This is a genomic window from Paracoccus sp. (in: a-proteobacteria) (assembly GCF_030538695.1).
Taxonomy (GTDB): Bacteria; Pseudomonadota; Alphaproteobacteria; order Rhodobacterales; family Rhodobacteraceae; genus Paracoccus.
Window position 1 is genome coordinate 113,015 of sequence record NZ_JAUNTN010000004.1, and the last position, 13,847, is coordinate 126,861.

Consider the following 13,847-nt stretch of genomic DNA (forward strand, 5'->3'; position numbering starts at 1 on the left):
CGCACTTGTGCCGCAGGCGGGCTGCCGGGTATGATGCGGCACCGACAAACCACGGTCAGCCCCATGAAACGACGCGCCTTTCTTGCCCTTTTGCCTGCCGTGATGCTGGTCCGCCCCGCCGCCGCCGCGCCGGTGCCGGTCACCGCACGTCCAATTCCGGACAAGGGCGCCGCACTGGTGCTGGTCGATTCCCCCGGCTGCGCATGGTGCCGCCGCTGGCGTGCCGAAATCGGCGCAACCTATCACCAGACCACGCAGGGCCGCGCCGCGCCGCTGTCGGTGATCGACATTCGCGGCGCATGGCCCGATGGCGTGGTGCTGGACCGGCGGCCGTTTATGACGCCGACCTTTATTCTGCTGCGCGATAAGGTCGAACTGGCCCGGATCGAAGGCTATCCCGGTGCCGCGCATTTCATGCCGGAACTGGACGCTCTGCTGCAAACCGCTGGAATTACCCGATGACAGAAACCATCACCGATCCCGCCGAAATGGCCGCCCGCGCGGCCGAGGCCGCCACATTCCTCAAGGCGCTGGCGCATGAAGGGCGGCTGATGATCCTGTGCCATCTTTCCGGGGGAGAGCGCAGCGTGTCGGAACTGGAGCAGCTTTTGGGCCAGCGTCAGGCCGCCGTCAGCCAGCAGCTTGCCCGGCTGCGCGATGAAGGGCTGGTCACTTGCCGGGCCGAGGGCAAGGCGCGGCTCTATTCCATCGCTGATCCCAATGCCGCCCGCATCGTGGGTCTGCTGGCCGAGATGTTCTGCACCCCCTAAGCAGGCTTTCCCGCGCCGACGCCATGCCCTATACCCGGCCCAAATCACGCTTTCGGGACGACAGCCATGCATGACATCCGCGCCATCCGCGAGAACCCCGCCGCTTTCGACGCCGCCCTGACCCGGCGCGGTGCGGCCCCGGTGACGGCCGAAATCCTGTCGCTGGACGAAACCCGCCGCGCCCGGATTCTGGCCGCCGAAACCGCGCAGGCCGAACAGAACCGCGCCAGCAAAGAGGTCGGTGCCGCCAAGGCCCGTGGTAATGAGGCCGAGTTCGAGCGCCTGCGCGCGCTGGTCGCGGAAACCAAGGCACAGGTCGCCGCCATGCAATCCGAAGCCGCCGATCTGGACCGCCAGCTTGCCGATCTGCTGGCGACCATTCCCAACCTGCCGCTGGATACGGTGCCCGAAGGCGCGGATGAGAACGACAATCAGGAAATCCACCGCTGGGGCAGCCCGCGCAATTTCAGCTTCACGCCGCTGGAACATTTCGACATTGCGGGCGTCAAACCCGGCATGGACTTTGAAACCGCCGCCAAACTGTCGGGCAGCCGTTTCGTCTATCTGAAAGGCGGCGTGGCGCGGATTCACCGGGCTTTGGCGCAATATATGATTGATCTGCACGTCGATCAGCACGGGCTGACCGAATGTTGGACCCCGGTTCTGGTGCTGGACGAGATGATGTTCGGCACTGGCCAGTTGCCCAAGTTCGGCGAGGACAGCTATCAGACCCGCGAAGGCTGGTGGCTGATCCCCACGGCGGAAGTTACCCTAACCAACACCGTCAACGGCGAGATTCTGGACGCTTCCGAGCTGCCCCGCCGGCTGGTGGCCGACAGCCAGTGCTTCCGCTCCGAGGCCGGTTCGGCGGGCCGCGACACCAAGGGGATGCTGCGTCAGCACCAGTTCGAGAAGGTCGAGATGGTCAGCATCACCACCCCCGACGAAGGCCTGGCCGAACACGCCCGCATGACCGGCTGCGCACAGGCAGTTCTGGAAGGGCTTGGCCTGCCCTATCGCACCATGCTGCTTTGCACCGGCGACATGGGCTTCGGTGCCCGCATCACCCATGATCTTGAGGTCTGGCTGCCCGGTCAGAACACCTACCGCGAAATCTCCAGCGTCAGCTATTGCGGCGACTTTCAGGCCCGCCGCATGAACGCCCGCTTTCGCCCCGAAGGCGGCGGAAAGCCGGAATATGTCCACACGCTGAACGGTTCCGGCCTTGCGGTCGGGCGCACGCTGATCGCGGTTCTGGAAAATGGCCAGCAAGAAGATGGTTCTGTCACGCTGCCCAAGGTTCTGCACCCCTATCTTGGCGGCAAGACCCGGCTGGCGGCTGATGGCACGCTGACCAGCTAACATTTATTTACAAACAGGCGAAACACCACGAAACCCAAGCAGGGCAAGCGGCGTTTCCCTGCCATGAGGCCAACGAGCAGTCAAATAACCAAAATCGCCATGCTGGTGTTCATCGCCAGCACGGTTTTGTTTGCGCTGCTGGTGCCTGCCCGCCCCGAGCCGATGAACCTGCTGCTGACCCGCGCTGAGCCGTTGTTTCACGCCGCTGATCTGGCGCTTCGTCCGCAAAGCGGGGCGCTATGGGTGCTGTTGGTGATCGTCTGGCTGACAATGGTTCTGCATCTCGTCACCCCCACCGACCCGGAACGCGCCGCGGCCCCACATGAACGCGGTGTGCGACATCTGTTTTCGGCGGCGCTGATCTGCGGGGCGCTCTGGCCTTGGATGACGCAGCTTTCCGTGCCTCTGGCGGGGCTGCTGGCGGTGATTATGGCGGTGCTGGCGCTGGCCTCGTTCCTCTATAGCCCGCGCACGACACGCAGTATCAGTCTTGGATTCTTTACCGGCTGGGCCATCCTGACCGGGCTGATGCTGGCGGGCGTCACCATCACCGGGCTGACCGGGCTGCCCCCCGCCCCTGTCGAGGCGCTCATGCTGGCGCTTGTGGTGGTGGTCGCGGTGCTGGTGCAGATCAAGCATGGCAGCGGCATCACCTTTCCGCTGTCGGTTATCATCGGGCTGATCGGTATAAGCGGCGCGGCACTGGGGCAAAGCCCAATCCTTGCTACGCTGGCCATCGGCGGCATCGCCGCACTGGCATTGGTGCTGGTGCTGGAGGCAACCTAGGCCGTGACCTCATAAACGATATGGTGTCATGGCAGGCTTTGACCTGACGGCTTGCGAATGAGGCTGGTCGCGTCGCGTTTAACGAACAAGCACCGGGGCAGCGGGTCGATCCTGATCCCGCTCCCCTGCGCAACCCATTGAGCCTTATTTCAGCAAGCTCGAACACGTCCCCAAAGTCGCCACCCTTGACGAACAGACCGCCAGAAGCGATTTCGCCCCGTCTGAATTGCGCCTTATTTGCGTCCTCACGCCTCTGGATGCGGGCCATGATACCACGGCCCGCCCCCAAACACGCCTTAGGACTCCTTGGGCTTTTGCCGGTTCTTGTGCTTGGACAGCGCCCCCGACTGGCTGATCTTGGTGGCCTTATAGCGATACGGGTTCTTGGTCCCCTGATCGCGGAAGGTCAGCCGGATCGGCGTGCCGGGCATATCAAAATCCGTCCGCAACCCATTGATAAGGTAACGCTGATAGGCGTCCGGCAGCTTATCGGTATGGGTCGCCTTGACGATAAACGCAGGCGGGCGGGTCTTGATCTGCGTCATGTAGCGCAGCCTGATCCGACGGCCGCCCGGCGCAGGCGGCGGGTGGGCCTCGGTCATCACTTGCAGCCATTGGTTCAGCTTTCCCGTGGACACGCGGCGGTTCCAGACCTCATGCGCCTTCAGGATGGCGTTATGCAGCCGGTCCAGCCCCTTGCCCGTCCGGGCCGAGACCGTCACCAAAGGCGCACCTTTCAACTGCGGCAGCAGGCGTTCAAACGCGGCCCGCAATTCGTTCAGCTTATGCGGCTTGTCGTCCTCAAGATCCCATTTATTCGCGGCGACGACCACGGCACGGCCCTCGGTTTCCGCGAAATCCGCGATGCGCAGATCCTGCTGCTCAAAGGGGATGGCCACATCCAGCAAGACCACGACCACCTCGGCAAAGCGCACCGCACGCAGCCCGTCAGCCACCGACAGCTTTTCGACCTTATCCGTCACCTTGGCGCGTTTGCGCATCCCGGCGGTGTCGAAAATCCGCATGGGCGTTCCCATGAAATCAGTCGTCACGCTGATACTGTCACGGGTGATCCCGGCCTCGGGTCCGGTCAGCAGGCGGTCCTCACCGATGATCTTGTTAATCAGCGTGGATTTACCCGCATTAGGCCGCCCGATCACCGCCAGTTGCAGCGGACGCCGCGCCGAGGGGCGCCAATCTTCGGCCCCTTCCCCGGATTCGGCGTCCGTTTCGGACAGGTCCACATCGGTTTCCGGCATGATCGGCGCGGGACGCTCGGCCTCGACCTGCTCGGCCAGGGGGATCAGCGCCCGGTAAAGATCATCCATCCCCTCGCCATGTTCGGCGCTGATCCGCAGCGGCTCGCCAAGGCCAAGGCCATAAGCCTCGATCGCGCCTTCCTCTCCAGCGCGGCCCTCGGCCTTGTTGGCGGCCAAAATGACATGGCGGGCGCGTTTGCGCAGAATATCCGCGAAATATTCATCCGCCGCAGTGATACCCGCACGGGCGTCTGTGACGAACAGACAAATGTCGGCCTCATCAACCGCGCGTTCGGTCAAGCGGCGCATCCGGCCTTGCAGGCTGTCATCCTCGGCCAGTTCCAGACCGGCGCTGTCAATCACCACAAAGCGCAGATCACCAAGGCGAGCATCGCCTTCGCGCAGGTCACGGGTCACGCCGGGCTGGTCATCGACCAGCGCCAGCCGCTTGCCGACCAGACGGTTGAACAGGGTGGACTTGCCGACATTGGGCCGTCCGACAATGGCAAGGGTAAAGCTCATCTGAATGCGTGCAACTGGCCGTCACGGCCGACAATGTAAAGGGTGCCGCCCGCCACGACCGGCGCCGAGGCCGCGCCACCGGGGATCGCCCCCTGCCCGATCAACGCGCCCGAAGCCGGGTCAAACACCCGCAACACCCCGTCGCTGGACCCTACGAACAACCGTCCGTTCGCCATCACCGGGCCAAGGCTGGCGGTGATGCTGTCCTGTTTCTTGACCTTTTCATCGGTGTAATAGGGCAGATCAACCGCCCAGACACGGGCACCATTGCGGGCGTCCAGCCGCACAAGCTGAGCCTGATCGTTCACCGCAAACACCGCATTGCCCACCGGCAGCACCGGGCTGGCCGCACCATCGCGCGACGACCAAAGCTGCGCCCCGCTGGTCAGGTCGAACGCGTCGATCCGCCCCGAGGAGGTGCCTGCATAGACCACATTCCCAACGATCACCGGATCGCCCGTCAGGTCGCGCATATAGGCGACCGAGCGGCCCCGCCGCACCCCGGCGACCTGCGCCGACCAGTTCTGCGCCCCGCTGGCAACATCCGCCGCCAGCAATTGACCCGAGCGGAAGGGGAACACCACCTGCCCGCCCGAAACCGCAGGTGCAGACACGCCCATCACCCCCGAAGCCGCGCCATTGCCGGTGACGGTCCACAGCATCCGGCCATCCTCGGCCCGGACGGCCCAGCCGGTATCGTTGCGCCCGGTGACATAGACCACGCCATTGGCCACCGTTGGTGCCCCGCCAATCGGCGCCCCGACCCGCTGACGCCACAACACGCCACCCGAACGCGCATCCAGTGCAACCAGCTCACCCCAGCCGGTCGTCACAAAAACCCGGCCCGAATCATAGGCGACACCGCCGCCCGACACACTGTCGCCACGCTCGCCCGCAGGGCGCACATCGGTGAACCAGACCCGGCCGCCATTGGTCGCCGTCGCCGCCACGCCCGAACGGCTGTCCAGCGTATAGATCAGGCCGCCCGCGACCACCGGATCAGCCACAATGCGATGGCGGCGGTCATCGCCCGCGCCAATCGGGGCCGACCAGATCCGCGAGGCGCCGCCGCCCGCCAGGGCATTATTGCCCCCGGCATGGGTCGCGTTGCTGCCGCGCTGCGGCCAGTCGGCACCGGCCCGCACCCCCGGCAGGTTCAGCGCCACCGTGGTCGGCGCGGCCTCGCCCACAATCGCAGGCCCATCGGGCGAGGTCACGGCGCGCGGGTCCAGACGCTCTCCCGGCAGGATCACATCACGATTGCCGCAAGCCGCCAATGCCAGAACGGCCAAGGCTGCTGCCCCCATCAGATGCCGTTTGCTGCTCATGCCGTTTTCCTTTTCCCTGCCGGTTGTCAGAGGCTTACTGCGCCGCCGCCGGTTCCGCCCCATCCGCCTCGGCGCTTTCGCCCAAGGTCAGCATCATCTGCGCCAGCCGCACCCGCAAGTTCTGCGTCAGCCCGTCCCGCGCCTGTATCTGGCGGATCAGCACCGCCGCGTCATCGTCACGACCCGCGCCGATCAGCGCAACGGCCTTTTGTTCCAGCGCCAACAGCTCGAACGGCGCGCCAGGGCGCGAAAGATCGGTCAGAATGGCATCACGCTGCGCCAGATCCATGGCCGAGCCTTGCACGATCACCGATTTCAGCCGCGCCAGATCGGCCAGCACGGCATCACCCCCGGCCGCCTGCGCGGCCTGATCCAGCGCCGCCACCGCTTGCGCCTGCGCATCCGCGTCGAGCTGCGCCCCGGCGGTCAGCAGATTGCCAAGCGCCGCCCGCCCGGCCGAGCCTTGCGCATCCAGCGCCGCAAAACCCGCCGCAGGGTCCGCGCCACGTTCCGCCGCCAGCACCGCATCGCCCCAACCTTGCGCCGCCTTGGTCGCACGGGCCACGGTATATTCCCGCCATGCCGCCCCGCCGACAATCGCCAGAATCACCAGCCCCCCGATCCAGCCATAACGGCGGAACGCCTTGAACAAGCGGTCGCGGCGCAGGTCTTCGGTCACTTCGTCGATGAAGCTGTCGTTCTGGTTGGTCATGCTGGTTCCGTCATTTCGTTTGCTCTCTTATACGCAAGGTTGCGTCTGGAACAAGCCGCCGTGCCTGCCAGCTTGCGCGGGTGTAAATTGCCAGCGCCGTCCAGATCAGCGCAAAGGCAATCAGGTGCCAACGCGTGACGGCCTCGCCCATGACCAGCACCGCGACCAGAAATTGCAGCGTCGGGTTCAGATATTGCAGCAGGCCGATGGTCGCCAGATCAACCCGCCGCGCGGCAAAGGCGAACAGCATCAGCGGCACCGCCGTCATCGCCCCTGACAGCACCAGCATCACCGCCAGCCCGCCCGAAGCGAAAATCCCCGGCGCATCCGCCGCACCGATCCAGCCCGCCGCCACCGCCAGCAGCCACAACAGCGCCAGCGGCGTCAGCAGCGCGACCTCTGCCGCAACCGAGATCATCGGGCCAAGGTCCAGCCCCTTCTTGATCACCCCATAGGCGCAAAAGCTGAACGCCAGCAGCAGGCTGATCCACGGCCCGATCGACAGCCCATAAATCAGCACCAGCACCGCCACCCCGGCCAGCGCCACCGCCAGCCACTTCGCGGGGCTTAACCTTTCGTTGAAAAACACCACCCCGGCCAGAACCGAAGCCAGCGGAAAGATGAAATAACCCAGCGACGCCTCGACCGCGTGGCCGTTCTGCACCGCCCAAATAAACCCCAGCCAGTTAATCGAGATCATCACCGCCGCCAGCGCCACCCGGCCAAGCTGCGGCCCGGTCAGAATCGCCCAAAGCGCGGGCAATCGCCCCTGCACGGCCAGAATACCGCCGAACAGGACAAAAGACCAAAAGGTGCGATGCGCCAGCACAGTGCCTGCGCCGAACGGAGCCAGAGGTTTGTAATACAGGCCGGAAATGCCCCAGATCAGGCATACCGCCAGCATCGCCAAAATGCCCTGTCCGCGCTGATCCATTCCCGCCCCCGGCTGATCCGCCGACCTTGAGCTATCCACAGGCTGCTGACAAGACCGCATGAAAAAGGCCCGCCAGAAACCGGCGGGCCTTGGATCATTCTGTCGGGATTACAGGCGCGAAGCGACGTTTTCCCAGTTCACCAGATTGTCGAGGAAGTTCGACAGGTATTTCGGCCGCGCATTGCGGAAGTCGATGTAATAGGAATGTTCCCACACATCGCAGCCCAACAGCGCCACCTGATCGAAGCACAGCGGGTTCACGCCGTTTTCGGTTTTGGTGACTTTCAGGCTGCCGTCCTTGTCCTTGACCAGCCAGGCCCAACCCGAGCCGAACTGCCCCGCACCGGCGGCGGCAAACTCGTCCTTGAACTTGTCAACCGAACCAAAGGATTCGACCAGCGCCTTTTCCAGCTCACCCGGAATGGCTTTCTTGCCCGGCCCCATCATCTCCCAGAACTGGGCGTGGTTCCAGTGCTGGCTGGCGTTATTGAAGATACCGTTCTGCGCCACCGCGCCGGGCTGATAGGTGCCTTTGACGATCTCCTCAAGCGATTTGCCTTCCCATTCGGTCCCGGCAATCAGCTTGTTGCCATTATCGACATAGGCCAGATGGTGCTTGTCATGGTGATATTCCAGCGTCTCTTTCGACATGCCCAAATCGGCAAGAGCATCATGGGCATAGGGAAGATCGGGAAGCGTGAAGGCCATTTTCGGTTCCTTTCCAAAGCGTTCGCTTGCGGCGTTTTGACACGGGTCACGGCAAAGGGAAAGCCCCGCCCGCAGGGATTGCAGACAAAACGCACGGCTGCCGTAAGGGTTCCGCCGAAAAGGGGGCGCTGCCCCCATCGCCTCCGGCGATTCCCCCGGGATATTTGGATGAAGAAGAAGCCACTTTCTTCTTCACTTAAATATCCATGCGACAGCCGCAATCAGGATAAGCGCGGGGCCAGTTGCGTGCCGGGGGTGGCGGCATTTTTCAGGATGGTGGCCACATAATCGGCAACGGATCGAAAGGCGATCACCCGCCAGCCGCCATTGATGCGCCAGAACCCCGCCGCCACCTGCGCCAGACGAGACCGCCGGATGTGATCCGCCCCCATTGCCGCGACATCGGCGGGGGTCAGCTTCATCAGCACGTCATCGGCATATGGCCCGATCACGTCATAAACGCAGCGCATATCGCTGACATCCAGCACCAGACCATGCGCCCCCATCAGCGCCTGTTCCGCATCCTGAACCGCCTGATCCAGCTGATCCAGCGGCAGGGTCAGTAGCAGCTCATCAGGCGAGAACCAGAACAGATCTCGTGTGCCATCAGAGGTGAAACGCAGCACATCGGGAACCGGCAAGCCCACGGCCTCGACCAGCGCGTCGCCGCTGCTGGCCAGATCGGCGCGGATCAGAACCATGCCGAGGTCGGTCACAGGGGTGATTTTGGCAAGTGGCTCAGCCATTCGAACGGATACCTTCCTTGTCATAGAACACCGGATCGGTGATGCGGGCGCGGATGGGCGGCTGGTCGGGCAGGACGAAATCCAGCACCTCACCCATCCGCTCAGGACCATGCAGCACCAGCCCCATGGCGATGGGCTTTTCCAGCGTCGGTGAGTAGTAGGTCGAGGTCACGCGCCCCTGCGTCACCCGCTGGCCAGTAGCGTTTTCACCCCGGCCCACGGCATAGGCGCCATCCGGGATCACCCGCCCATCAAGGCTTTCCAGCCCAACCAGTTTCCAGCGGTCCGGGTCAGTCATATGGCTGCGCATCTGCGCCCGTTTACCGATATAATCCGGCTTTTTCTTGGAAATCGCCCAGTTCAGCCCCAAATCCTGCGGAATCACCGTGCCGTCGGTTTCATCGCCAATCATAATGAAGCCCTTTTCGGCCCGCAGAATATGCATGGCTTCGGTGCCATAAGGGGTGACGCCAAGTTCCGCCCCCGCCTGCATCAGCGCCTTCCACAGTGCCAGCCCGTGCCGCGCCGGGGTTGCCAGTTCAAACGACAATTCGCCCGAGAAGCTGATGCGGTAAACCCGCACTGGGAAGCCCCCGAGTTCGCCCGTCGCCATGGTCATAAACGGCAGCCCCTCGGCGGACAGATCCATGCCGCCCAGACGTTCCAGCAGGTTGCGGGCCTGCGGACCGACCACGGCGATCTGCGCCCATGCTTCGGTGACATTGGCGGTATAAACCTGCCAGTCCCACCATTCGGTTTGCAGCCAGTCCTCCATATGAGCATGGATGCGGTCGGCACCGCCGGTCGTAGTGTGAACAAGGAAGGTTTCCTCATCCAAGCGCACGACAACGCCATCATCCATCAGAAAACCGTTTTCTGAACACATCAGCCCATAGCGACATTTGCCGGGGGCAAGGCTGGACATCAGGTTCGTATAAAGCATGTCCATGAATCGGCCTGCATCCGGGCCTTTGACGATAATCTTGCCGAGCGTCGAGGCATCCAGCAGCCCAACCCTGTGCCGCACCGCCAGCACCTCGCGGTGAACGGCCTGTTCGCGGGTCTCGCCCGGTTTGGGATAGGCATAGGCGCGGTGCCAGAGGCCGACAGGTTCCCAAACGGCGCTATGACAATCATGCATCGGCGTCTTGCGCAGCGGCTGGAACGCCTCACCCCGCGCCTCGGCCGCGATGGTGCCAAAGGTCAGGGGCGTATAGGGCGGGCGGAAGGTCGTGGTGCCGGTTCGTGGGATCGGCTGGCCCAGCGCCCCGGACAGGATCGCCAGGCCGTTGATATTGCTGACCTTACCCTGATCGGTTGCCATGCCCAGCGTGGTGTAACGCTTGGCATGCTCAACCGACTGATAACCTTCTTGCGCGGCCACTTCGATGTCCGAGACCTTCACATCATTCTGGAAATCCAGAAAGGCTTTGAACCGCAGCTTGCGGTCAGCATAGAGCGGCATGATCCAGACCGGCAGCAACGGCGATTCCGTCTGGCCGAGGCCCGCTCCAAGATCGCCATTCGCCGCCCCGACGACCTGCGCCATGGGCTGACCATCCGCCCCACGCGGCGGATGTGCCGGATCGGGGCGAAACAGGGCTTGCGCTTCATCCCAGACCAGCTTGCCGCCGCAATGGCTGTAAAGATGCACGACCGGCGACCAGCCGCCCGACATGGCCACCGCATCGCAAGCGATGGTTTCAGAAGGCGTCAGCCCATCGCTGTTGATCTCGCAAATCGCCACCGATTCGACCGCCTTACCCCCCGTGACATGGGCCACCGCCGCGCCGGTCAGAATACGGATGCCGCGGGCGCGGGCAGCCTCCACCAAGGCCCCATCGGGGCGTTTGCGGGCATCCACGATGGCAGGGATCTGCAAACCCGCATCCAGCGCCGCCAGCGCCGTGCGATAGGCGTCGTCGTTATTCGTCACTACTAGGATGCGCTGCCCAAGCGCCACACCATAATCCACGATATAATCACGCACCGCAGAGGCCAGCATCACCCCCGGCACATCATTACCCGCAAAGGCCAATGGGCGTTCCAGCGCGCCGGTGGCGATCACCACGCGCCCGGCACGAATCCGCCACAGCCGCTGACGCGGCAGGCCGGAACCCGGTTCCTGATCCGCAATATGTTCCACCGCCAAGAGCAGCGCATGGTCGTAAAGCCCGGTCGCCATGGTCGCGGCGCGCAGGGTGACATTCGGCCGGCTGCGCAGATCCGCCAGCAAGACGTCAATCTGCGCCTGACCTTCGGGATGATCCACCGGGGTGCGTCCACCCCAGTCAGGCCGCTGTTCCAGCACGATAACCTTTGCGCCTGTCGCGGCTTCCTCAAGCGCCGCGCGCAGCCCGGCAATGCCGCCGCCGACCACGACAAGGTCGGCCTGCACATAGGCTTGTTCGTAGCGGTCAGGGTCCGGCCCGGTCGGCGGGCGGCCAAGGCCCGCGCTGCGCCGGATCACGGGTTCGAACAGATACTTCCACGCCCAGCGTGGCCGCATGAAGGTCTTATAGTAGAATCCCGCCGGGAACAGCCGATAAAGCCAGTTGTTCACCGCCCCGATGTCTGCATCAAGCGAAGGCCATGCGTTCTGGCTGCGCATCACCATCCCCGGACGCAGCGGCGTGGTGGTGGCACGCTGGTTTGGTTCCTCGCGCACCCCCTTGCCCACACCGAACAGCGCGTTAGGCTCCTCGGACCCGCTGGACATCGGACCGCGCGGGCGGTGGTATTTGAAGCTGCGCCCCTGCAACAGCACCCCCGCCCCCAGCAAAGCCGAAGCGATGGTATCCCCTTTAAGCCCGCGCAGGTGGCGGCCGTCAAAACGGAAAGCGGTCGGGTAAGCGCGGTCGATCAGGCGGCCGCCGGTGGGCAGGCGGTGGCTCATGTCCAGCTCCAGTCCGGGTGGGTTTCGCGGATAGCGGCGATGATATGGTCGGGCGGCGCGGCAGTCTGCGCGGCATAGGTGCCGAACACCTGCAACGTGGTGGTATCACGGGCGGCGATGAACCATTTGCCGCAGCCATAGGCATGACGCCAGCGTTCCAGATGCGGGCCTTTGGGGTTCCTGCGATCGAACATATAGCTTTCGAATGCTGCGTCATCGCCATCCGGGCCGATACGTTTCAGATGCGCCTCGCCACCGGGGTGAAGCTCGGTTTCCTCGGCACGGGCGCCACAATGGGGACAGGTCAGGATCAGCATGTCACACCTTTCAGCATGGCGGCAGGACCGGGGGCGCTTCGCCCCCCGGACCCCCAGAGGATATTTGCATGAAGAAGAAAGCCGGAGCGAAAGAGCCGCATCAATGCGCCACCCCGGCCGCCACCGATTCGTCGATAAAGCGGCCTTCACGGAAACGGTTGAGACCAAAGGGCGCGGCCAGCGCACCGGGGCTGCCGTTGGCGACCAGTTCCGCCATCGCCCAGCCACTGCCGGGGATGGCCTTGAAACCGCCAGTCCCCCAGCCGCAGTTGACATAAATGCCGCCAACCGGCGTGGTGGACAGGATGGGCGAGCGGTCGCCGGTCATATCCACGATGCCGCCCCATTGGCGCAACATTTTCAGCCGCGAGATGATCGGGAAGGTCTCGACCAGCGCACGGGTGGTTTCCTCGATATGCTGCCAGCTTCCGCGTTGGGTAAAGTTGTTGAACCCGTCGGTGCCGCCGCCGATCACCAGCTCGCCCTTGTCGGATTGTGACAGATAGCCATGCACCGTGTTGGCCATCACCACCACGTCGATGCAGGGTTTTACCGGCTCACTGACAAGGGCTTGCAGCGCCACCGATTCGATGGGCAAACGAAAACCGGCCATATCCGCAAGCTGGCTGGAATGGCCCGCAACCACGATCGCCAGCTTGTCGCAGCCGATACTGCCCCGCGTCGTCTGCACCGCCGTGACCTCTCCGCCTGCGGTCTCGATGCCCGTGACCTCGCAGTTCTGGATAATGTGCATCCCCATTTGTGAGCAGGCCCGCGCATAGCCCCAAGCCACTGCATCATGGCGTGCCGTGCCACCACGCGGCTGGTAAAGCCCGCCCAGCACCGGATAGCGTGGGCCTTTGATATTGATGATCGGAACCAGTTGTTTCAGCCGTTCGGGGCTGATCCATTGCGTCGCCACGCCTTGCAGATAGTTGGCATGAACCGTGCGCTTATAGCCGCGCACCTCATGTTCGGTCTGCGCCAGCATAATCAGCCCGCGCGGGCTGAACATGACGTTATAGTTCAGATCCTGCGACAGCCCTTCGTAAAGCTGCAATGCCTTGTCATAGATCGCGGCAGAAGCGTCTTGCAGGTAATTGCTGCGGATGATGGTCGTGTTGCGCCCGGTGTTGCCGCCACCCAGCCAGCCCTTTTCAAGCACCGCCACATCGGTGATACCGTGATTTTTGCCCAGATAATAAGCCGTCGCCAACCCATGCCCGCCCGCACCGATCACGATAACCTTGTAACGGCTGCGCGGTTCGGGGCTGGCCCATGCTCGTTCCCAGCCTTTATGCCAGTTCAGCGCCTCACGGGCGAGGGCAAAGACGGAATAGCGTTTGGCCTTTGGCGTGACGGGCATGGGGCGCGCACCTTTGCGGGGTCAGTATTCACCGGCAGGATGACCGCGCCGCCGCCCAAAGTTCAAGCAGGTTTTTCCACCGGCGGGGTAGTTTTCCCGGCTGCCCGGAAATACGGCAGCCCTGCCCTTCAAAATCGCGAC

Annotated in this window: 13 protein-coding genes; 4 read left to right on the plus strand and 9 right to left on the minus strand. The window is 63.8% G+C overall.

Going from position 1 to position 13,847, the window contains the following annotated elements; translation table 11 throughout:
* Positions 1–63: 63 nt before the first annotated feature.
* From Q4G24_RS03245 to Q4G24_RS03260, 4 genes are all read left to right on the plus strand, one after another.
* Entirely contained in the window at positions 64–462 is a 399-nt protein-coding gene (locus Q4G24_RS03245; RefSeq protein WP_303365061.1) for a SoxS protein, read from the plus strand.
* Complete coding sequence (locus tag Q4G24_RS03250; RefSeq protein ID WP_303365062.1) at positions 459–770, plus strand: helix-turn-helix transcriptional regulator; 312 nt, start codon at positions 459–461, stop codon at positions 768–770. The genes Q4G24_RS03245 and Q4G24_RS03250 overlap by 4 nt, the downstream gene beginning before the upstream one ends.
* Before the next feature lie 66 nt (positions 771–836).
* Positions 837–2,132 carry a serine--tRNA ligase gene (gene serS / locus Q4G24_RS03255; protein WP_303365063.1) on the plus strand — a complete coding sequence of 432 codons (1,296 nt, stop codon included), beginning with the start codon at positions 837–839 and terminating at the stop codon, positions 2,130–2,132.
* Positions 2,133–2,231: 99 nt separating this feature from the next.
* Positions 2,232–2,918 carry a hypothetical protein gene (locus Q4G24_RS03260; RefSeq protein WP_303365064.1) on the plus strand — a complete coding sequence of 229 codons (687 nt, stop codon included), beginning with the start codon at positions 2,232–2,234 and terminating at the stop codon, positions 2,916–2,918.
* Positions 2,919–3,214: 296 nt separating this feature from the next.
* Here Q4G24_RS03260 and der read toward each other — a convergent pair whose 3' ends face one another.
* From der to Q4G24_RS03305, 9 genes are all read right to left on the minus strand, one after another.
* Positions 3,215–4,699, minus strand: a complete 1,485-nt coding sequence (der, locus tag Q4G24_RS03265; RefSeq protein ID WP_303365065.1) for a ribosome biogenesis GTPase Der — start codon at positions 4,697–4,699, stop codon at positions 3,215–3,217.
* Entirely contained in the window at positions 4,696–6,027 is a 1,332-nt protein-coding gene (locus Q4G24_RS03270; RefSeq protein ID WP_303365066.1) for a PQQ-binding-like beta-propeller repeat protein, read from the minus strand. The genes der and Q4G24_RS03270 overlap by 4 nt, the downstream gene beginning before the upstream one ends.
* Before the next feature lie 34 nt (positions 6,028–6,061).
* Complete coding sequence (locus tag Q4G24_RS03275) at positions 6,062–6,739, minus strand: hypothetical protein (protein WP_303365067.1); 678 nt, start codon at positions 6,737–6,739, stop codon at positions 6,062–6,064.
* A 10-nt stretch (positions 6,740–6,749) separates the two neighbouring features.
* The gene (rarD, locus tag Q4G24_RS03280) at positions 6,750–7,673 is read right to left on the minus strand and encodes an EamA family transporter RarD (RefSeq protein WP_303365068.1); all 924 of its coding nucleotides are present in this window, start codon (positions 7,671–7,673) and stop codon (positions 6,750–6,752) included.
* 108 nt (positions 7,674–7,781) lie between these two features.
* On the minus strand, positions 7,782–8,381 hold the full coding sequence (locus tag Q4G24_RS03285) for a superoxide dismutase (protein WP_303365069.1): 600 nt from the start codon (positions 8,379–8,381) through the stop codon (positions 7,782–7,784).
* A gap of 221 nt (positions 8,382–8,602) precedes the next feature.
* The gene (locus Q4G24_RS03290) at positions 8,603–9,127 is read right to left on the minus strand and encodes a sarcosine oxidase subunit gamma (RefSeq protein ID WP_303365070.1); all 525 of its coding nucleotides are present in this window, start codon (positions 9,125–9,127) and stop codon (positions 8,603–8,605) included.
* Entirely contained in the window at positions 9,120–12,023 is a 2,904-nt protein-coding gene (locus Q4G24_RS03295; protein ID WP_303365071.1) for a sarcosine oxidase subunit alpha family protein, read from the minus strand. The genes Q4G24_RS03290 and Q4G24_RS03295 overlap by 8 nt, the downstream gene beginning before the upstream one ends.
* Positions 12,020–12,340: a sarcosine oxidase subunit delta gene (locus Q4G24_RS03300; RefSeq protein ID WP_303365072.1), complete on the minus strand. Its 321-nt coding sequence runs from the start codon at positions 12,338–12,340 to the stop codon at positions 12,020–12,022. Before Q4G24_RS03300 ends, Q4G24_RS03295 begins: the two co-directional genes overlap by 4 nt.
* 100 nt (positions 12,341–12,440) lie before the next feature.
* Positions 12,441–13,706, minus strand: a complete 1,266-nt coding sequence (locus Q4G24_RS03305) for a sarcosine oxidase subunit beta family protein (protein ID WP_303365073.1) — start codon at positions 13,704–13,706, stop codon at positions 12,441–12,443.
* Positions 13,707–13,847 lie beyond the last annotated feature (141 nt).

Coding starts and splice junctions, on each gene's coding strand:
- Q4G24_RS03250 (WP_303365062.1), top strand. CDS start 459: ATGACAGAAACCATCACCGATCCCGCCGAAATGGCCGCCCGCGCGGCC.
- serS (WP_303365063.1), top strand. CDS start 837: ATGCATGACATCCGCGCCATCCGCGAGAACCCCGCCGCTTTCGACGCC.
- Q4G24_RS03290 (WP_303365070.1), bottom strand. CDS start 9,127: ATGGCTGAGCCACTTGCCAAAATCACCCCTGTGACCGACCTCGGCATG.
- Q4G24_RS03245 (WP_303365061.1), top strand. CDS start 64: ATGAAACGACGCGCCTTTCTTGCCCTTTTGCCTGCCGTGATGCTGGTC.
- Q4G24_RS03270 (WP_303365066.1), bottom strand. CDS start 6,027: ATGAGCAGCAAACGGCATCTGATGGGGGCAGCAGCCTTGGCCGTTCTG.
- Q4G24_RS03275 (WP_303365067.1), bottom strand. CDS start 6,739: ATGACCAACCAGAACGACAGCTTCATCGACGAAGTGACCGAAGACCTG.
- der (WP_303365065.1), bottom strand. CDS start 4,699: ATGAGCTTTACCCTTGCCATTGTCGGACGGCCCAATGTCGGCAAGTCC.
- rarD (WP_303365068.1), bottom strand. CDS start 7,673: ATGGATCAGCGCGGACAGGGCATTTTGGCGATGCTGGCGGTATGCCTG.
- Q4G24_RS03300 (WP_303365072.1), bottom strand. CDS start 12,340: ATGCTGATCCTGACCTGTCCCCATTGTGGCGCCCGTGCCGAGGAAACC.
- Q4G24_RS03260 (WP_303365064.1), top strand. CDS start 2,232: ATGCTGGTGTTCATCGCCAGCACGGTTTTGTTTGCGCTGCTGGTGCCT.
- Q4G24_RS03305 (WP_303365073.1), bottom strand. CDS start 13,706: ATGCCCGTCACGCCAAAGGCCAAACGCTATTCCGTCTTTGCCCTCGCC.
- Q4G24_RS03295 (WP_303365071.1), bottom strand. CDS start 12,023: ATGAGCCACCGCCTGCCCACCGGCGGCCGCCTGATCGACCGCGCTTAC.
- Q4G24_RS03285 (WP_303365069.1), bottom strand. CDS start 8,381: ATGGCCTTCACGCTTCCCGATCTTCCCTATGCCCATGATGCTCTTGCC.